Origin of the sequence: Corallococcus sp. CA049B (assembly GCF_003611685.1) — a bacterium.
In the GTDB taxonomy this organism is placed as follows: Bacteria; Myxococcota; Myxococcia; order Myxococcales; family Myxococcaceae; genus Corallococcus; species Corallococcus coralloides.
In genome coordinates this window covers 65792-83997 of record NZ_RAWC01000006.1, presented here as the reverse complement: position 1 = coordinate 83997, position 18206 = coordinate 65792, and the positions used below count along the sequence as shown (strand labels likewise).

At 70.2% G+C, this 18206-nt stretch carries 14 protein-coding genes; 6 read left to right on the top strand and 8 right to left on the bottom strand.

Annotated features, from left to right (window positions below; translation table 11 throughout):
* The first annotated feature begins 119 nt into the window (after positions 1 to 119).
* The 5 genes from def (at position 120) to D7W82_RS02395 (ending at position 4434) form a co-directional block, all read left to right on the top strand.
* Positions 120 to 746: a peptide deformylase gene (def, locus tag D7W82_RS02415; protein WP_120616770.1), complete on the top strand. Its 627-nt coding sequence runs from the start codon at positions 120 to 122 to the stop codon at positions 744 to 746.
* The gene (locus D7W82_RS02410) at positions 743 to 1810 is read left to right on the top strand and encodes an NADH:flavin oxidoreductase/NADH oxidase (RefSeq protein ID WP_120616769.1); all 1068 of its coding nucleotides are present in this window, start codon (positions 743 to 745) and stop codon (positions 1808 to 1810) included. The genes def and D7W82_RS02410 overlap by 4 nt, the downstream gene beginning before the upstream one ends.
* A 19-nt stretch (positions 1811 to 1829) precedes the next feature.
* A complete protein-coding gene (locus D7W82_RS02405) occupies positions 1830 to 2678 on the top strand; it encodes an MBL fold metallo-hydrolase (protein ID WP_120616768.1) in 849 nt (282 codons plus the stop codon).
* Between the two features lie 30 nt (positions 2679 to 2708).
* Positions 2709 to 3869, top strand: coding sequence for an FAD-dependent monooxygenase (locus D7W82_RS02400; protein ID WP_120616767.1), 1161 nt, complete (start codon positions 2709 to 2711; stop codon positions 3867 to 3869).
* A gap of 142 nt (positions 3870 to 4011) precedes the next feature.
* Positions 4012 to 4434: a hypothetical protein gene (locus tag D7W82_RS02395; RefSeq protein WP_120616766.1), complete on the top strand. Its 423-nt coding sequence runs from the start codon at positions 4012 to 4014 to the stop codon at positions 4432 to 4434.
* Between the two features lie 9 nt (positions 4435 to 4443).
* On the opposite strand, the gene D7W82_RS02390 is transcribed toward D7W82_RS02395, so the two are convergent.
* From D7W82_RS02390 to D7W82_RS40870, 5 genes are all read right to left on the bottom strand, one after another.
* Positions 4444 to 5643: a DUF6348 family protein gene (locus D7W82_RS02390; RefSeq protein ID WP_120616765.1), complete on the bottom strand. Its 1200-nt coding sequence runs from the start codon at positions 5641 to 5643 to the stop codon at positions 4444 to 4446.
* A 7-nt stretch (positions 5644 to 5650) separates the two neighbouring features.
* Complete coding sequence (locus tag D7W82_RS02385) at positions 5651 to 6415, bottom strand: alpha/beta fold hydrolase (protein ID WP_120616764.1); 765 nt, start codon at positions 6413 to 6415, stop codon at positions 5651 to 5653.
* Positions 6416 to 6429: 14 nt separating this feature from the next.
* Positions 6430 to 7989, bottom strand: a complete 1560-nt coding sequence (locus tag D7W82_RS02380) for a mucoidy inhibitor MuiA family protein (RefSeq protein ID WP_120616763.1) — start codon at positions 7987 to 7989, stop codon at positions 6430 to 6432.
* On the bottom strand, positions 7989 to 10202 hold the full coding sequence (locus D7W82_RS02375; protein ID WP_120616762.1) for a DUF4139 domain-containing protein: 2214 nt from the start codon (positions 10200 to 10202) through the stop codon (positions 7989 to 7991). The genes D7W82_RS02380 and D7W82_RS02375 overlap by 1 nt, the downstream gene beginning before the upstream one ends.
* Positions 10203 to 10327: 125 nt before the next feature.
* The gene (locus D7W82_RS40870; RefSeq protein WP_171423287.1) at positions 10328 to 10465 is read right to left on the bottom strand and encodes a hypothetical protein; all 138 of its coding nucleotides are present in this window, start codon (positions 10463 to 10465) and stop codon (positions 10328 to 10330) included.
* Positions 10466 to 10753: 288 nt separating this feature from the next.
* On the opposite strand from D7W82_RS40870, the gene D7W82_RS02370 reads away from it, so the two are divergent.
* The gene (locus D7W82_RS02370; protein WP_120616785.1) at positions 10754 to 11746 is read left to right on the top strand and encodes an alpha/beta fold hydrolase; all 993 of its coding nucleotides are present in this window, start codon (positions 10754 to 10756) and stop codon (positions 11744 to 11746) included.
* 4 nt (positions 11747 to 11750) lie between these two features.
* Here D7W82_RS02370 and D7W82_RS02365 read toward each other — a convergent pair whose 3' ends face one another.
* Genes D7W82_RS02365 through D7W82_RS02355 form a run of 3 tightly spaced genes read right to left on the bottom strand, consistent with a single transcriptional unit; the run spans position 11751 to position 18158 of the window.
* On the bottom strand, positions 11751 to 15065 hold the full coding sequence (locus tag D7W82_RS02365; RefSeq protein ID WP_120616761.1) for a helicase-related protein: 3315 nt from the start codon (positions 15063 to 15065) through the stop codon (positions 11751 to 11753).
* The gene (locus D7W82_RS02360) at positions 15062 to 16948 is read right to left on the bottom strand and encodes a phospholipase D family protein (protein ID WP_120616760.1); all 1887 of its coding nucleotides are present in this window, start codon (positions 16946 to 16948) and stop codon (positions 15062 to 15064) included. The genes D7W82_RS02365 and D7W82_RS02360 overlap by 4 nt, the downstream gene beginning before the upstream one ends.
* Positions 16935 to 18158, bottom strand: coding sequence for a DUF6361 family protein (locus D7W82_RS02355; protein ID WP_147439185.1), 1224 nt, complete (start codon positions 18156 to 18158; stop codon positions 16935 to 16937). Before D7W82_RS02355 ends, D7W82_RS02360 begins: the two co-directional genes overlap by 14 nt.
* Positions 18159 to 18206: the final 48 nt, after the last annotated feature.

Sequence of the window (18206 nt, the reverse complement as noted above, 5' to 3'; positions counted from 1 at the left end):
TCAGTGGCACCCCTCCACGCCAGGGGCTGCCCTCTTCGTGGGGAACCGGGCGGCCGGGCCCATGCCCGTCCTACGGCGATGCGGCGCGGCGGGAGAGCGGTTGTTACGGTGGGGCCACCATGGTGCTCAAGATCGTCCAGGCGGGGGAACCGGTGCTGCGCCAGCGCGCGCGGGAGCTGACCCCGGAAGAAATCGGCAGCGAAGCGACGCGGCAGCTCATCCAGTTGATGCGCGACACGATGCGGGACGCGCCCGGCGTGGGGCTCGCGGCACCCCAGGTGGGCGTGGGCCTGCGGCTGGTGGTCATCGAGGACCGCGCCGAGTACCAGGCCGGCGCGTCGCCCGCGGACCTGGCGCTGCGCGAGCGCGCACCGGTGGCCTTCCACGTGTTGATCAACCCGAAGCTCGTGGTGGAGGACCCCACGCCGATGGAGTTCCACGAGGGCTGCCTGAGCGTGAACGGCCTGGCGGCGCTGGTGGCCCGGGCGCGGGGCGTGCGGGTGGAGGCGCTGGATGAGCACGGGCAGCCGGTGACGGTGTCCGCGCGCGGCTGGTACGCGCGCATCCTCCAGCACGAGCTGGATCACCTGGACGGCACGCTCTACGTGGACCGCATGGAGACGCGCAGCCTCACGACGCAGGAGAACCACCGCCGGCACTGGCTGGGCAAGAGCACGGCCCAGGTGCGCGCGGCGCTGGGATTGCCAGAGCAGACCCCTTCGCTTCCCCGAAAGGACCCGACATGAGCAGCAAGCTGTTCTCCCCCTTGAAGCTGCGGGACATCACGCTGCGCAACCGCGTGGTGGTTTCGCCCATGTGCCAGTACTCGAGCGACGACGGCTTCGCGAACGAGTGGCACGTGGTGCACCTGGGCAGCCGCGCGGTGGGGGGCGCGGGGCTGGTGGTGACGGAGGCCACGGCGGTGGAGCCGGAGGGCCGCATCTCGCCGCAGGACCTGGGGCTGTGGAAGGACGCGCACGTGGAGCAGCTGGCGCGCATCAACCGCTTCATGCACCAGAACGGCGCCGCGTCCGGCGTGCAGCTGGCGCACGCGGGCCGCAAGGCCTCCACGCCGCGGCCCTGGGACGCGGGCAAGCGCGTGGAGCCGGAGCACGGCGGCTGGCAGGTGCTGGGGCCCACGACGGAGGCGTTCGAGGAGGGCTACCCGGTGCCCACGGCGCTGGACGAGGCGGGCATCCAGCGCATCGTGAAGGCGTTCGCGGACGCGGCGGTGCGCGCGAAGGCCGCGGGCTTCCAGGTCATCGAGCTGCACGCGGCGCACGGCTACCTGCTGCACGAGTTCCTGTCGCCGCTGTCGAACAAGCGGACGGACAGGTACGGCGGCACGTTCGAGAACCGGACGCGCTTCGCGCTGGAGGTGACGCGCGCCGTGCGGGCGAAGTGGCCGGAGTCGCTGCCGCTCTTCATGCGCGTCTCCGCGACGGACTGGGTGGAGGGCGGCTGGACGCCGGAGGACTCGGTGGCGCTGGCGCGGCTGGTGGCGAAGGAGGGCGTGGACCTGCTGGATTGCTCGTCCGGCGGCGTGGTGCCTTACGCGAAGATCCCGGTGGGGCCGGGCTACCAGACGCAGCTGGCGGAGCAGGTGCGCAAGGAGACGGGCCTGCTCACGGGCGCGGTGGGGATGATCCGCTCCGCGTACCAGGCCGAGCACATCCTGGCCACGGGACAGGCGGACGTCGTCTTCCTGGCGCGCGAGCTGCTGAGGGATCCGTACTGGCCGCTGCGCGCCGCGAAGGAGCTGCGCGCGGACGTGCTGTGGCCGCACCAGTACGAGCGCGCGAAGAACTGATCGGCGTAGGCTTCCGCGCATGCTGACCGAGGTGCAGGCGGGGCCCTATACCGTGCGCGGCGTGTCCGTGGGCGGCGTGTACACGTCGCTCCTGGTGCCGGAGCTGGGGGTGCTGCTCGACGCGGGCATCCCCATCCGCTCCTTCGCCACCACGGACCGCATCTTCCTCAGCCACGGGCATGCGGACCATGCGAGCGCGCTGGGCTCGCTGCTGGGCATCCGCGCGCTCGTGGGCAGGGGGCCGCCGTTCGTCTACCTGCCGGCGGAGATTGAAGCGCCCGTGCAGGAGGCGCTCGCGGCCCTGGGGCGCCTGCACCGGATGAAGTCCGACATCCGCACTGTTCCCATGCGCCCCGGTGACACCGTGAAGGTGCAGCAGGACCTGTGGGTCCGCGCCTTTCGCACGCACCATCCCGTGCCGTCGTTGGGCTACCAGTTCCTGCGCCGCGTCGCGAAGCTCAAGCCCGAGTTCCGCGAGCTGCCTCCGGCGGAGATTGGCCGCCGCCGTCAGGCAGGCGAGCCGCTGTTCGATGAAGTCGAACGCCTGGAGCTGGCCTACTGCACGGACACCCTCTCCAACGTGCTGGAGCGCCAGCCGTCCCTGTTCGACAGCCGCGTGCTCATCCTCGAATGCACGTTCATCGACGCGGAGCGCACCGTGCGCGACGCGCAGGAGCGGGCCCACATCCACCTGGAGGAGATCGCCTCCATGGCGGACCGCTTTCAGAACGAGGCCCTGGTCCTGATGCATTTCAGTCAGGCTTACAGCCCCGCGCAGGTCCACGCGACGCTCCAGGCCCGGCTGCCGGCGTCGCTGTTGGAACGCGTGCGAGTCTTCGCGCCTGACGCCGGCCGCTGGTTCGGTTGACCCGTGGCGCCGGCGCGACTGGAGGCCGCCATGACGTCCGCATCCCCTCGCCACGTCCTCATCGCTGGAGCCGGCATTGGAGGCCTCACCCTGGCCTGTGCGCTCCAGCGCGCGGGCCTTCGCGCCACGGTGTTCGAGCGCGCCGAAGCCCTGCGGCCGGTGGGCGCGGGCATCATCGTGCAGATGAACGCCGCGGTCGCCCTGCGCCGCATCGGCCTGTGTGACGCGGTGGTCGCGGAGGGCGAACGCGCGGAGCAGACGCTCATCCTGGATTCGACGGGCGCCCGGATCACCGCCGTCGATGTCCGCTCGCTCCAGGAGGAGCTGGATATCCCGATGGTGGCCATGCACCGCGCGCGCCTCCAGGCCGTCCTTCGCGCCCACGCGGGCCCGGAGGAGGCCGTGCGGCTGGGTGTCAGCGTGACGGGCTTCGAGGACGACGGGGCCCGCGTCACGGTGACGCTGTCCCATGGCGAGACCGTCACTGGCGACGTCCTGGTGGGCGCGGATGGCCTGCGCTCCGCCGTGCGGACCGGCCTGCTGGGCGCGCAGCCCACGCGTTACTCCGGCTACACCAGCTGGCGCGGTGTGTGCCCGGGGGCGGACCTCGTGGAGGCGGGGAAGGTCACCGAGACGTGGGGCCCCGGGGCCCGCTTCGGCATCGTGCCCATTGGCCATGGCGAGGTGTACTGGTTCGCCACGCTGAATGCGCCCGCGGGGGCGGAGGATGCTCCGGGACAGACGCTCGCCATCCTCCAGGAGCGCTTCGCGGGATGGCACGCGCCCATCGCGAAGCTGCTCGCGGCGACGCCGTCCGCGCGCGTCCTGCGCACGGACATCCACGACCGTCCTCCAGTGTCGCACTGGAGCCGGGGCCGGGTGACGCTGCTGGGTGACGCCGCGCACCCGATGACGCCGAACCTGGGGCAGGGCGGCTGTCAGGCCATCGAGGATGGCGTGGTGCTGGGGGAATGTCTCGCGGCTCCGGGCAGCGTGGAAGACGCACTGCGTGCATACGAGTCCCGCCGGGTGAAACGTGCCAACGCGCTGGTCGTGCGCTCACATCAGGTGGGACGTGTGGCCCAGTGGGAGAATGGCGCCGCGCGCTTTGTCCGTGACGCACTATTTCGGCGAGTCCCGCAGTCGGCCGCGAAACGTCAGCTTTGGACGCTGGTCCAAGGCATGCGCTGAGACGTATCAAGCGCTGTAGAGTTTGTCTTTGCCAGGGGAGTGCAGCCTGTCCTGGCGGGGGGAACTCATGCAGACGAAGCCCACGCGGCTGGCCGCCTTGGTACTCGTGTCATCTGCTTCCTGTCAGCGCGCTGAAGTACCCGTGGCAGCCGCTCCCAACGTCGTCACCGGGGCGCCGGATGCTGGAACCGCCGACGTCAACACTCGAATCCAGCGCATCCTCGGGGAGCCCGCGAAGTATGAGCAGGTCTTCACGGCGTTCAAGAAGGCGGTGGCCGCGCACGACGCGAAGGCGGTGGCCGCCCTGGTGGCGTATCCCTTCGCCGCGACCGTGGGCGGCAGGAAGGTGAAGCTGCCAGACGCAGCCGCGTTCGTGAGGCACTACGACGTCATCGTCACGCCGGCCATCGCCAACGTCATCACCCGGCAGCGCTACGCGGACCTCTTCGTCAACGCCGACGGTGTGATGTTTGGCCAGGGCGAAGCGTGGCTCAATGGCATCTGCAAGGACGATGCTTGCAAGGACTTCGACGTCCGCGTCATCGCCATCCAGTCCGCGAATTGATCAGGGCCGCTACCAGAACTTCCACCAGGGACGCCGGGGGGGCGCGGGCGCCTCGGAAATCGTGAGTATCGCGGGGGTCGCGGGTGTAGCGACGGGAGGCGACACGAAGGGCTCGGACGTCAACCATTCCGCCATCGCCTTGGGCGAGAGCGTGATGAGTGGCGGAGTGAACTGGAGGTCCTTGGGGTCCGAGCCCTGATTCAGGAAGTCGTTGAGGACTCGGACCGTCGCTCCAGAAGTGGAGAGGCGGATCAATTGCTCGCGCGTCAGGGCGGTATTCCCCTGGAAGGCCTGCTCCGCCAGATGGACGGCATCGCGCCACAGCGGATCCTCCGCCAACACCACGGTTCGCTGGACAATCGGAGGATTGGCGGTGAATTCGGCGGTGCGCGAAGACTCCGCGCCCAGCTTCTTCATCACGGGCTCGCCAAAGGCCAGGGGCAGATACGCGTCGAGTTTCTCCGCTTCCAGTCGGGTCGCGCCCTGTTCCTGGAGGAGTGCAACCGGATCGCCGTCCTCGGGAACGTCAAACCAGGCCGCGACCGCGCGGCTCACGTCCACGCCGCCCTGGAGCACCAGGAACAGCCTCCGGCTGAGAAACCCGGGGGCAGCGGGCCAGGAGGCGGTCTCGAGCAGATCCGCCAGCGCCTGCCACGGCTCGTTGTCGAGCAGCACCTCCAGCGCCATGCGCTTCTCTTCCCTCTGGGCGTAATAGACGCGCACCCAATGGGTGCCGGAGGTCAGCGGCAGCGACCGGAGCGCGCTCTCGAAGGCCTTGAACCACGGCTCCTCGAGTTGCGGGCCGGGGTTGTCGCCTCGGGTGATGATATTGCCCAGGATGACCTTCCGGTCGATGCCACCCACCTGCCAGGTCTCGACGGTGACGTGCTCATCGGGAGGACGAACGAAGGCGGCCAGGAGCACGTGCAGGCTCGCCTGGGCGAAGTGCATCAGGGCATCGTTCAAGGCCTCTTCTTCCGTCTTGCCAACTCCCACCACGGACTCGACGACCCTCCGGCCGGTCCATGGCTCCAGCCAGACGTCGAGTCGTCGTGTGCAGATGCCTGGCTCGGTTCGCGTGTCGGTGAACGTTGCCTGGAGGCGCGGGCCCCGGGGGCTCACGCGGAGCCATTCCCCCTCCTCCTGGAGGGCGAGGTCGTGAGCACGGAGGAGTTCCGCTAGTTGCTCGTTCGCGGGAGTCGACGTCATGGAAACCTCAGGTTCGCGCGACGGATGCGAGGAACGGCAGCACGTGTGGCAGCACCTTGGGCGCCTTCGCCCAGGCGCCGCCGTGGTCGGCGTGCTCGATGGTCGCGAACGCCACGCCGGCCCGCTGCGCCACGGCCTTCATGGAGTCGTGGTACGGGTCCATCGCGCCGCAATAGAGCAGCCCCGGCTTGCTGGAGCCCACCAGCGCCTCATCCAGGCCCGCCGACGTCTCACAGGCCTTCATGCATAGCCGGAGCGCGTCCAGGTCTCCCGCGTCGATGGCCTCTGCCAGCTCCGGCGCGCGCCGTGCTCCCATCAGGAGCATCTGGAACCAGTCCACGGTCGTTCCCGGCTTGAGCTGCTTCGCCAGGGCCGCGTAGGCCGCGGGCAGGCCGACCGCCGGATCCCAGCCGCCCACCACGTATGACGCCAGCCGCTCCGGCGCGAAGGACGCCAGGCCACACACCGTCCATCCGCCCATCGAATAGCCCCACGCATGCGCCCGGTCGATGGACAGCGTGTCGAGCACCGACAGCGCGTCCTCCACGCGATGCCTCAGCGCGTAGGCCTCCAGGTCGTGCGGCGTGTCGCTCTGGCCGTGCCCCAGCGAGTCGAACGTCACCACCGTGTACGCATCCGTCAGCGCGGGCAGGTACCCCTTGAGCGACCAGTGCGAGCCCAGCTGGAGCAGGCCGTGCAGGAGCAGCAGGGGAGGGCCGTGGCCCTGGACCTCGTAGTGGATGCGGCGGCCGGACCTGGTCGCGAAGGGCATGGCGTGGTGATTCCCTACAGGCCCGCGACCTTCGCGGCTCTGGCCACCGTGAAGCCGAAGGCCACCGTCTGGCGGGAGCGCGCCGGCACGCTCAGCTCGAAGCGCACGATGCCCTCGTCGCTCACCTTGGTGGGCGCGGGCTTCGTGGCGTCCTTGAGCAGCGCCGCCTCCACGGCCTCTACCTCCGACACCGGCATGCGCTCCTCCACCGCGAGCGCCGCGGGCTTCGCGCCCATGTTGGAGATGAACAGCTTCACCTTCTGCGTGCGCGTGCGCCGGCCGGTGATGCGAGCGACCTCCTCGCCCACGTCCACCTGCCTGGACACGCGCAGCGAGTCCTCGCTTCCGAAGCCCAGCTTCACGCGCTCGCCCCGGCCCGCGAACTTGAGCTGCGCGCGGCCCACGTAGCCGTTGGCGCGCACCAGTTCCACCGGCCCCGCGAGCAACACCGCCGGCCCCGAGTTGTCGAACTTCGCCACGCGGTGCACCAGCGGCGACTGCTCAGGGCAGGCCACCAGCTCCGATGTGGCCGGTGACGTGAACGCGAACAGCGCCACGCGGTGCGCCTCTCCATCCGACGGCACCGTGGCCTTGTGCGGCGCGGACAGCGTCACCGCTTCGCCGCCGTCGTCCATGCCCGGCAGCGCGTCCGCGGCCTTCGTCGCTCCCGCCTCGCCCGTCTCCTGGAGGGACTCCTCGCGCATGGAGACGTCCACCACCTGCTTCTCGCGCGACGTCTTCTCCCGCAGGGAGAGCCAGTCCTCCGTGAGCCGGGGCGGCGTGGCGCCCAGCGTGGGCCGCGCCGTGGAGAAGGCCAGCGTCACTTCCTTCCACGCCTCGCCGGTGTTCTGCCAGACCACGGCTTCGCACTCCAACTTCACCGAGGACGCCGCCTCCGCGAGGCCCAGCACCGCGCGGTAGGCCGGCCGCCACGCGGCGCACGGCACCAGGTAGCTGAGCGTCAACGTCGCTTCACCGCCCGCGGCGTGGCTCACGTCCAGCTCGGCGCGCACGTCCAGCTTGGGCTCCGGCACCTCCGTGCGGGACAGCACGTCGCGGCTCTCCTGGATGTGCTGCCGCTCCAGGCGCCCCAGCTCACGGCGGGCCTGCCGCAGTTGATCGTCGGCCGCGGTCTGCTCCTGGCGGACCGTCGCGAGCTGTTCCTTCCATTTCGCAGGATCCGCCTCGCCCGCGCCGGTGCGCTCGGAGATGGCGCGGAGGATGTCCCGGCGCGCGGTCTCCAGCAGGCCGTGCCTCGCCTCCAGGCGCCGCACCTCGGCCTGGGCGCGTGCCAGCACCTGCTCGCGTTCGAAGGCGCGGCGTGCCAGCTCCGAGTGGTGCTCGCGCAGCGCTTCGGGCAGCACCGCGCGCATGGAGCGGCGCAGGCTGGCCTGGGTCACCATGCCGCCGGTGAGCTTCGCCTGGAGCGAGCGGTCCACCGCCACCGCCGGCAGCCCGTCCACCACGAGGCGGCAGGGGCCCGGGGGCAGCGTCACCGTGCCGCTGCGCTCGACGAGCGCCCGGTCCTCCAGGACCGTCACCTTGACCAGGGGCAACAGAATGGAAGTGCGCATCACGTCCTCCGGTTCCCGCCGTTCAGCATCTTGCTGGCGGGCAGCTTCACGACCCACGTCGCCTTCATCGAACGCTTCTCTCCAGCGGGGACGCTCACGCGCCACACCCGCTCGCCCTCCACCGCCTCTTCACCCGGCAGCGGCGTGGGCTTCTGCCAGGGCGGCGCCACCTCCGCCTCCTCCACCTTGATGTCCTTCTGGGATTCAGGGACCGCGCTGATCCGCTCGGAGATGGCGATGTTCGCGGCGCGGGAGAGGTGGTTGGCCACCTCCACGGAGACGTGGTGCGTGAGCACCGTGCTGTTGCCGAACATGCCGCCCGACGCCTCGTCGAAGCGGGTGTTGCGCGCCACCTGGAGCGCCTCCTCCACGCCCAATCCCAGCCGCTGCGTCTCGCCCGGCCCCAGCGTGGGCATGGGGGACGTCATCAGGAACTCGTCGCCGAGCGTCACGTCCACCGGCCCCGCGAGCAGCGGGTGCGGCGAGGCGTTGTCCAGGCGCACCGTGCGGAAGACGCGCGGCTCCACGGAGGGCACGCACACGTATTCGGCCTTGAGCTCCAGGGGCACCGTCAGCATGGGCACGGTGTGCCACGCGCCATCGGACGGCACGTCCGCGACGGCCTCCGCGTCGAAGCGCGCATCGAAGTGACGGGCGGAGTCGTGCGGTGGCACCGCCCAGGTGGGGGGCGCCACGCTGTTCACGGACTCGGCGATGACGAAGGCCTGGGCCTCCAGGCGCACCACCTCCACCTGCACGTTCACCGACGTGATGGACAGCATCGCCTGGGAGACGAGCGCGGAGCGGGGACGCAGCCGGCCGCGCTGCGCCTGGGAGGCCGCGGAGGCCAGCGTCAGCGAGTCGTAGTCGAACAGACGGTCCGCCGGCTCCAGGCCCGCGGCGCTCCGGAGCTCATCGCCGGCGCCGCCCTCTTCTTCATCCATCGACAGGTCCGCCATCGGGGCGTCGTCGAGGTCTTCCTCCACGACCGCGCGCTTCTTGCTGCGCAGGCGGTCCATGCTGCCACCGCCACGGGCCGAGGGCATGCTCTGTGCCGGGACGGCGCCGGTGACGTTGCGCGAGGGACGCACCGCTCCCAGAAAGGCCCCCGAGGACTTGGGTGCCGGAGCCATGGGCGCGGGCGGAGGAGGCGCGGACACGCTGGGCGGTGCTCCGGGCGCGCCTCCGAACGAGGCCGACTCCTTGTAGGCCTTCTCCTGCTCGTACGCGCTTTCCATGACCGGCATGGGCGGCGGTTGGGGCTTGGGGAGGACCGGCTCCGGGCGGGCGACGTGCAGGGCGTCGTAGCCCGCGAACAGCTCCTCCAGGCCGGGCGCGGGTTCACGCCACCCCGAACGCACGGGGGCCGGCTGGCTGCGTCCGATGCGCAGCGACTTCAGCTCCGGCACCTCCGCGCGCCGCTCCAGGCTCGCGGTGGAGACGGCGAGCCGCACCCCCGTCCAGTCCTCGCCGGTCCGCTGGACGACGGCGGCGCGCATGCGCAGCGTGCCTTCCTCCAGCGTGCGCGGCAGGCGCAGGTCGTAGGTGGGGACCCAGCGCGCGCCGGCCACCGCGTACTCCAGCACCAGCCGCGCGTCCGTGTTCGCGGCGATGGGGCCGGACAGCGTCAGCAGCGCCGCGCGGAACAGCCGGGTCCGGTCCACGCTCCGCGCGGAGGACAGCTCCTGGACGCGGCGGCGGCGCAGCTCCAGCTCGTTCGTGGCGTCGCGGTGCTGGCGCGCCAGGTCCAGCTCCTGGGCCTGCAGCTCCGCCAGCTCCGCTTCCACGAAGCCGGTGAGGGACAGCATCGAGGCCAGCGGTGCCTCGCGCGGGGGATGGCCTTTGCGCTGGGCCGGCCAGGTGGGAGTCAGGCCGCGCAGCGCCGCGATCTCCGCGCGAACCCGCTCCAGCCGGCCATGCACGGACGCCAGGGAGGCCTCGGCCGCTTCGAGCGACTGCTGTTCCGCGGGCAGCTCCGACTCCGGCGGCATCCGCACATCGAACGTGGGCTTGAGGTCGCGGACGAGGAGGTCCGACGGGCCCTCCACCACCCGGGCACGCAGCGAGCCCGTGCGCAGGGACAGCGGCAGGCCGTCGACGCGGACCTGGCCGGGCAGGTGTCCGTTCTCGGGCGAGAGCACGAACGCGCGTGTGCACAGCGCGCCCTCGGCGTGAACGGTGACGGATTCCAGGACGGACGGTACGACGCGCATGGGCCCCCTCTTCCGTGAGAGGCCCGCAGGCTACCCCGAGGCCGCCGCGAATGGCGACCGGGGAGGCGAGGAGCGATTGCTTTCCACGGCGCGGATCGCGCACCGCGCCGTGGGCCCCGGGTGAATCAGAACGCGCGGTTCACGGCGTACGCGCAGATCTTGTGCTCGGCCTTGTACGTGTTCGGCCCCGTCACCCCGTCGATGAGACCCGTGTATCCATAGTCACGCTGGCCCACCGTCTGGATGCGCTTGTAATGTTCCACGAACCGCCGTCGCGCTTGGGATTGGCGGCGGCGTACGCGCGCGCCCGGTCATGGATGGGCGAGTTCGCTTCACCCTCCACCGTGCCAATGGCAGACACGTCCTGTCCGGGAGCCGCTACCTCCGGGCCGCCGCACGCGGCAGGGGACCACGTCATCCAGTTCGAGCGCATCGTCTGTCTCCAGGGAGACAGATGAGGGATGGAGAATTACGCTTATGCCAGGCCATGCGTGATTTGCAGACTTGAGTCCGTTCCGTTGTCGCGGTGGGCTGTGCAATGGTTTCCGCCCATGCGAACGTCCTGGCTCCGTCTGTCGTGGGTGTTGTGGCTCTCCGCTTGTGCGACCACGCCGTCCCCGCCGCCCGTGGGCACGGCGGACCCGCTGCACCAGGTGAGCCGGGCGCGGGTAGCCCCGGAGGTCGAGCTGGAGGTGCTCGACTACGGCGGCAAGGGGCCGGCGCTGGTGTTCCTGGCGGGCCTGGGGAGCACGGCCCACGTCTTCGATGTGCTGGCGCCGGAGTTCATCGCCACGCACCACGTCTACGCCTTCACCCGGCGAGGCTTCGGTGCGTCGAGCTGGCCGGCGACGGGTTACGACAGCGCGACGTTGGGGCACGACGTGCTGGCCGCGATGGAGGGTCTGGGGATCGCGAAGGCGACGCTCGTGGGGCACTCACTCGCGGGGGATGAGCTGAACTGGATGGGGCTGAACCATCCGGAGCGAGTGGAGGCGCTCATCTTCCTGGACGCCACGGACAACAAGGGGGAGATCGCCGAGTTCCTGAAGCCCGGTCCGTTGCCGCCGCTGCCGTTCACCGTGCTCGACGGGCAGCCGTCACGTGAGGCGGTGACGGCGCTGCTGGCGCGCGACCTGGGCGGCCCGTTCCCGCCGCATGAGATTGAACAAGCGTACGAGTTCGACGCTGGCACGGGCGCGTACCTGCGCTACCGCCGCTTGCCGGAGGCAACGGAGCAGGGCATCCGGGGCGCGGCCGTGCCGGACTACGCGAAGCTGAAGGGCCCGGTGCTGGCCATCTCCGATGATCAGGCCTTCGCGGGCTGGGTGGCGTACCTGTCCCAGGCGGAGAACATCCCCGCCGACCTGCGCGAGCGGGCCCGGGTCTTCCTCCCGGAGCTGCGCCAGCACGAGGCCGACCAGGACGCCCTGCTCAAGAGCCTGCCCAACTGGAAGATCGTGACGCTCCCGGGCGCGGGGCACTACCTCTGGCTCACGCGGCAGGCGGAGGTCATCTCCGAGATGCGCGCGTTCCTTGGGCGGTGATGCCTCACGTCGAGGCCGCCGGGGATGCGGCTTCCGCCGCGAAGGGTGACAGGTCGATGCGTGTCGCGGCGAGCGCATCTTCCAGCACCTGGGGGTCCACGGTCTCGACCAGATAGTTGATGAGGTCGTCTTGCCGTGGCTGACCAAAGGCCATCCTGTAGATGGCGAGTGACCTGGACAGGCGCTCCGCCCGCTCGAACTCGCGGCTCAGCGGGAGCGCCAGGACATGTCGCTCAATCCGCGCGCCATCGTCCACGGGGTAGACCCAGTACGGAACGATGTCGGTCGATCCCTTCGGACGCGCCTGGCGTGCCTTCTCGAACATCACTTCCCAGACGTCCGTCGCCGCGGCGTTGAGGGCTTCCAGCCCGTGGATTCGCGCCACGTTCTTTCGGATCGCATGTCCCTTGTAGCGGTGGACCCGGCCCTCGCGTTGCTCGAGGTCCACCGGGTTGCCAGGCAGATTCCAGTGCACCACCGCATGGCAGTACGCGTGGAAGTCCAGCCCCTCTTGTCCCACCGAGGTGGTTGCCACCACGAAGGGCCAGAATGGAGAGTTGAACGCCTTGCGCACGGAGTCCGCGCGGGTGGCCACCTGACCATCGTCGGACTTCTCGTCTCCGAACCGCAGGGCGAAGTGGCAGCGCATGCGGTGGGTCTCCTGTTGGACCGTCCGTCCGCCCTGGCTCGGCTCCACGTCGTAGGTCGTCAAACTCGCGGTGCGCAGTGACAACGCCTCCGCGATGTTCTCCGCGATCTCATGCACCCGCTCGGCGGCGCTCCCCGTATGCAGTCCCAGATGGTCCCGGAGCACGTGCGCATACTCGTCCAGCACGGCTTGCAGGCAGCCGTCCACCGAGTAGCGGAGCACGGCCCTCCAGTAGGGCAGGTCCCTGGGCTCGGCGACCTCGCGGTGCAGCATCTCCGCGAACTCAGGCTGGTTGAACAGGGCACGGAATGACCAGGCCGCCATCGCCGCGGCATCCCGGATGCGCATGCCCTCCGTGTCGGTCAGCGCATCCGTGCGAAGCTCGAGCACACGAAGCATCGACCTGAGGAGCGTGACGCCGGGGGCCGCGATCGCCATCTCCGCGAGGACGTCCACGAGGTCGTCAGGCCGGCGCCCCAGGGGCTCCCCCTCACCACGCAACATCTCCCGCGCGGCCTCCACGTGGGCGTGCCACGAGTGCTCAGCCTGCTCCGGGTCGTTCGTCCCCATCCACAGCTCTGGCAGGTCCGCACGCTCGAACCACTGCTCGGTGGTGTCCGGATCGATGGCTCGATCCAGGAGGAGGGGCGCCGCCCAGTACCACCGCTCGTCCACGCGTCCTTCATGGGGAGCGGATGGCAGGCGCCTCAAGGCGACCTCGAGCTGCATGCGGGCCGCCGAGAGCACCTCGTCGAGCTCGACGAGCCCCTCTGCCGGCGCACCGTCACGATACGACTCCGCCGCGAAGCGCACGGGGTCGCAGGCGCGAGCGAGGAAGACACTGGGGTAGAGCAGGGCCAGGATGGGCATGCCCGTCGGGCGCCCATCCGTCACCTGGAAGCGAAGGGACGCACCCCGGCGGCGCCGCCGCTCGGAGGAGTAGCCGTCGCGCTCCTCGCGCCCGTACATCCGCCGCTCGGCCTCGTAGCTCAGCAGCGCCGCGATGGCCCTGGGAGCGAACCTCCAGGAGGAGAAGACGAGTCGCTTGGCGACATCACTCGCACCCGGCTCGGCCCAGGGCCCGCGCAGCCGGTAGTAGGCGAGCGACGGCTGAAGCCAGAGCAGACGGTGCGCCCCGCGCCCGAGGGTCTGTTCCACGAGCTCTCGCATCCGGGCATTGCCCAGGTCGATCTCCGCGTAGCGCTCGATCGCGGCCCAGGGGAGCCGCAGGTTGCCAGGGGCCGTCAGCGCCCGGGCCAGCTCGAATCGCGCCTGGCCGTCCTCGCTCCGCTCCAGGAGCGTGCGCTTGAGCTTGTAGCCCTCGTCCATGTAGCTCAACGCGTACGGGGTGCTCTTCCAGTACTCGAGCGTGTCGTGGTGGTCGCACAGCCGGGCCACCTTCTGGAGCGCGAGGTATCCCAGTGCGTCGTCGCGCGTCAGCTTCGCGCTGGATGAAGGAACCGCCTTGAGCATGCCGTTGCGGTCGGGCGTGGAGGCCAGCCGTTCGGTCCGCACCATCACCCGCCGCAGCCTGTCTTCCAGCTTCCAGCGGACGGCCTCGAGCTCGCTCCGCCGCTCCGCGTCGCCCAGCGCCATGAGGCCCTGTCGGTATTGCTGGAAGAGCTTGTCGATGTCGTCAGCCCCCGCCAGCTTCCGTTCGAGGAAGCGGAGGGTCCGGGCGAAGTCCTGATAATGGTCCTCGCCGCCCGCCTCGCTGGCGGTCGTGTACATCTTGTACGGAGTCGCGGAGAGCAGCAGGGTCCGCACGCCCTCGAAGTCGAAGAGCGCGCGAGCCAGCTCGCTGGCTTCATCCTGCCCATCGAGCAGATGGCTGAAGCGCTGGAACTCGTCGAGGACGACGAGGTCGGGCTCCAGCGTCGCGACACAGCTGGATGCGAGCGCCGAGCGCAGCTCTCCCACCAGCCGGGAGCGCAGCCGGGACGTGGCGACGTCTGGCTGGCTCCTGGACGTGGAGTACGCCTGGCGGAGCTCGTCGAAGCGCGTGCGCAGATCCGGTTCACCCCGTGCCCGGGCCTCCGCCGCGCGCTTGTCGAGCTCCTTCGCGAAATAGCGGGTGCTGTCTCCCGTCGGGTCGAAGTCCGCGAGCCGGGTGTTCCGGACGCGCTCGCGGAAGCGCTCGCTGTCCACGCCTCCCTGGAGCACGTTCATCGCGGTCGCGCTGGTGCCCAGCCCCCACAGCTCACTCAGCATGGCGTGGAGCAGGAGGCGTTCCTCCACGTGCCCCAGTCCTCCACCCAGGTCGAACGACGTCGCCGGCGTGAAGGAGATGAAGTTGACGCGGGACGGGGAGTCCTTGAGTCGCTGGGCCGCCTTGGGCAGCAGCGTCAGGCGGGAGGCGAGCGTGACGTGTTCCCCCTCGAGCTTGAGGCGGCTGACGTTCTGGCGCGCGATGTCCGCGTTGGAGCAGATGTAGACGACATCCAGCCGGTCCACCCGGCCGCGGAGGTGCTGGACGGTCTTCGCGATGACGCCCTTGGCGATCATCGTCTTTCCCAGTCCCACCTCGTCCGCGACGAGGAAGCGGCCGGAACCATCCGGGAAGAAGAGGCGCTCGAAGACGTAATCGACCGTCTCCCGCTGGAAGTCCTTCAGGCCACGCAGCGCGCGCTCCGCTTCAGCCAGGATCTCCGTCTCCGATGAGCGGCTCACGCTGCCACCTCCCCCGTCAGGGACTTCCGCGCCGCCCAGAGCGGCTCCCAGGCCGCGAGGAAGCCGTCCGGCAACAGCCGCCGCCCTTCCTCTGTCGACAGGAGGTCCTGTACCACTTGATGGATGGCATCCAGGCGCGCCGGATCCCGGTCCAACGCCCGGATCATGGCTTCGAGGAGCGGCACCTCCGCGCCAGTGCCTGCACCTGCGCCAGGGCCGGCCGGGTCGGCTCCTGTCATCTCCAGGGCCGCCAGGCCCTCCAGGATGTCCAACGGGTCCGAGGCCAGGAGCATCCGCAGGAAGCGCAGCACCTTGGCGGGATCATCGAGCATCGACTGGAGGATGCGCGCGGCGCGGTTCGCGGGGGCGTTCTGGAGGATCGCGGTGACGACGAAGACGGCTTCGGCCCGCTGGTCCCCCACGGTGGTGGTCAGGGAGAACGCGAAGAACGCCGTGATCGACTCGAAGCTGCGTGCCGCGAAGTCCACGCCCGCGTGTCCCGCATGCGACTCGAGTGGGCGCGCGAAGGTGTCCCGGGGAAGCGAGATGGGCCAGACGCTCACGGTGAGGTCCGCGGGAATCACGACCGGGCCCTCGGAGCGCAGGCGCGTCGCGAACCCTTCGGGGCCTTCCGTGACTTCGGCGATCCACGTCACCCGGCCCAGCTGGCTGCGGGCGACGCGCAGTCGTTCCTCCAGGGCCTTGGCGGAGGGATCCTCCTCCGTGGGCTCTTCCGGCGGAGTCCATGAGGCGAGCAGGGCGCGCAGGCCGGGCTCCCCCTGGCGGCCGTCGAGCAGGGCATCGATGCCCACCTGTTTCTTCCTCCCCGTCAGCTGCACGAGGAACTCGACGTTCTGGTGGAACGCCGCGCTCGTGGCATTGGCCGAGCCCGTCCAGACGTGGGCGTTCCAGCCCTCGTCCTGGACGAACAGCTTGGCGTGCAGCCCAGACGGGGGCGGTGAGTCCTCGCCTCCGTGAGCGGGCGCCTCTCCCGTGTCGCCGAACTCCAGCATCTCCGCGCCGTCGTGCAGCACATGCACCTCGAACGGCGCCAGGCTCTCCGGAGGGAGCTTCGCCAGCTCATCCATGCGGGAGACGAGGACTCCGCCCTCTGAGAGTTCCTCGAGCGCGGTCGCGGTGACGAAGGGCGAGACGATGAGCGCCCGGGGGGCCGTCTCCAGGGGGTGACGCGTGTAGCCGGGCAGGCCCAGGGGATGGAACCGCAGCTCCTCGAAAGGCAGCGGAAGCTCGAAGCGCACCCGTTCCAACTCGCTGGCGATGAGCGTGACGTCGTCCAGCACCCGCTGCGGGGGCGGCCGCACGGCGAGGGAGGGGAGGGCGCGGAAGAAGTCCGCCAGCGGCCGGTTCGCGGAGAAGGCCCGCTGCCGGTCCGCCAGCTCGCCGTCCAGGACGAGCGCCGTATCCCAGGAGGGGTCGAACGTGAGGTTCCGTGAGAGGCAGAGCACCCGGTACATCACCTCTCCCTCGCTGCCCACGAGGCGCAGCGCCCACATCTTCGGGTGGAAGACGCCGCCTTCGCTCGGTGCGTTCACCTCGACGACGGAGTCCTCCAGGTAGGCGAGGAGTCGCTGGTACCTGGGTGGTGCCGAGATGCGGGTGCTCTGGCAGAAGACCGTGGTGCGCTCGGCGTGGGCGCGGACCGCCTTCAGCAAGGCGAACGGATTCAGATGCTCGCTGGCCTCCGCGCTGCTCGACGCGTCCGCCTTGCCCCCAATCCCGTCGAACAGGGAGAAGGCCAGTGGCGCGGTGAGCATGGCCATCAGGTCGAGCGTGTACGTGGTCGCGAGGGCGCGGTCGATGCGGAAGCCCTCCGGGGGCTTGAGCGCCTCGAGCAGGACCCTTCGGGTGTCAGGCGCGAGCATGGCGGCCTCCGAGTCCGGCGTGGATGTCCGTCAGGATGCGAGCGGCGCTGCGCCAGCGGTAGTCCAGGCGGCCCACGCCGGAGGCCCCGTTCCAGAGCTCGAGTGCTCGCGGGTTGCCAAGCCGGGCCCGGGCTCCCTTCAGCTGGCGCTCGCGGTCACGCACCAGCCTTCGCACCGCTGCATCGTCGGCCGCGTTGCGCAGGCTCTGCCAGGGCGCGTGCTCCTGCCACTGTTCCACGAAGCGATGGGTGGCCCCGCTCACGCGGGTGTGCTGCTGGACCAGGGACCAGAAGTCCGCGCGCTTCCAACGGGAGAGAGCATCGCCGCGCTGCTGCAGCTCGGCCACCCAGGCCTCCAGCTCCTGACGGAAGGTCTCGGTGCGTTCGTCTTTGTGGGGACCGGGAGGAAGCTCCTCCGCGAGCATGAGGTTGTAGAGCAATGCCGCTCCGTGGAGGGACTCCGCGAGCAGCTGGCCATGGTGGAGGAGCTCCTGGATGTGGGCGGGGAACTCGGCGAGCTGGGGATGGGTCCAGGGATAGTCGGCGTCCACCGTCTTGCCTCTCAGGACCAGGAACGCGAGGAGCGAGCGCGGAGCGGAGAAGCAGATGCGCTCGGCGATGTACCGGGCCTCGTCGGGGCGCAGCTCGAAATCCGCGCCCTCGGGGAAGCTGTCCGGAGCCGGGGGGAGGTGGAGATGCCAGGGGGCCATCCGCCCGCCATCCAGCAACTCTTCATCATCGTCACGGCCGCCCTCGTCCGCCGTGTGAAGGCGCTCGAAGTAGCGGTGGTACTCCTGTTGCGAGCTTGGATAGAGGCGGATCTTCCAGGCGCCAAGGCCCTGCCAGTACACGTTGCTGGGCAGCCGCTTGAGGGCGGCGCCCGCGACCTTCCCGAGGACGCCCACGGTGTCCGCGGACTGGAGTAGCGCGTCCCGCAGGTGGATCTCCTCCTTGCGAGCGCGGGCCATGACCTTGTCCGCCGTCACCTGCTTCTCGTGCAGCTGGCGGTACATCCAGGGCACGAAGAGGAAGTAGCGCGCCCGCGTCTGGATGGTGCTTGTCCCCGGAAAGAGCAGGTCCGCGAAGGTGTCACGGATGGCACCGAGCCCCAGCTCGTCCCGGGTGTCGGTTTCCTTGAAGCGGTCCACGGCTTCGAGCACGCGCCGCCGATCATGCTCCGAATGATCCAGCCACGTGAATGTCGACGGCATCAAACCCCCGGGGAGACGAGGCACCAAGGCTATCGCGATTCCTGCGCG

Excerpts from the sequence above, each read along its gene's own strand:
- def (WP_120616770.1), top strand. The coding sequence starts at position 120 with ATGGTGCTCAAGATCGTCCAGGCGGGGGAACCGGTGCTGCGCCAGCGC.
- D7W82_RS02410 (WP_120616769.1), top strand. The coding sequence starts at position 743 with ATGAGCAGCAAGCTGTTCTCCCCCTTGAAGCTGCGGGACATCACGCTG.
- D7W82_RS02405 (WP_120616768.1), top strand. The coding sequence starts at position 1,830 with ATGCTGACCGAGGTGCAGGCGGGGCCCTATACCGTGCGCGGCGTGTCC.
- D7W82_RS02400 (WP_120616767.1), top strand. The coding sequence starts at position 2,709 with ATGACGTCCGCATCCCCTCGCCACGTCCTCATCGCTGGAGCCGGCATT.
- D7W82_RS02390 (WP_120616765.1), bottom strand. The coding sequence starts at position 5,643 with ATGACGTCGACTCCCGCGAACGAGCAACTAGCGGAACTCCTCCGTGCT.
- D7W82_RS02385 (WP_120616764.1), bottom strand. The coding sequence starts at position 6,415 with ATGCCCTTCGCGACCAGGTCCGGCCGCCGCATCCACTACGAGGTCCAG.
- D7W82_RS02380 (WP_120616763.1), bottom strand. The coding sequence starts at position 7,989 with ATGCGCACTTCCATTCTGTTGCCCCTGGTCAAGGTGACGGTCCTGGAG.
- D7W82_RS02375 (WP_120616762.1), bottom strand. The coding sequence starts at position 10,202 with ATGCGCGTCGTACCGTCCGTCCTGGAATCCGTCACCGTTCACGCCGAG.
- D7W82_RS02370 (WP_120616785.1), top strand. The coding sequence starts at position 10,754 with ATGCGAACGTCCTGGCTCCGTCTGTCGTGGGTGTTGTGGCTCTCCGCT.
- D7W82_RS02360 (WP_120616760.1), bottom strand. The coding sequence starts at position 16,948 with ATGCTCGCGCCTGACACCCGAAGGGTCCTGCTCGAGGCGCTCAAGCCC.
- D7W82_RS02355 (WP_147439185.1), bottom strand. The coding sequence starts at position 18,158 with ATGCCGTCGACATTCACGTGGCTGGATCATTCGGAGCATGATCGGCGG.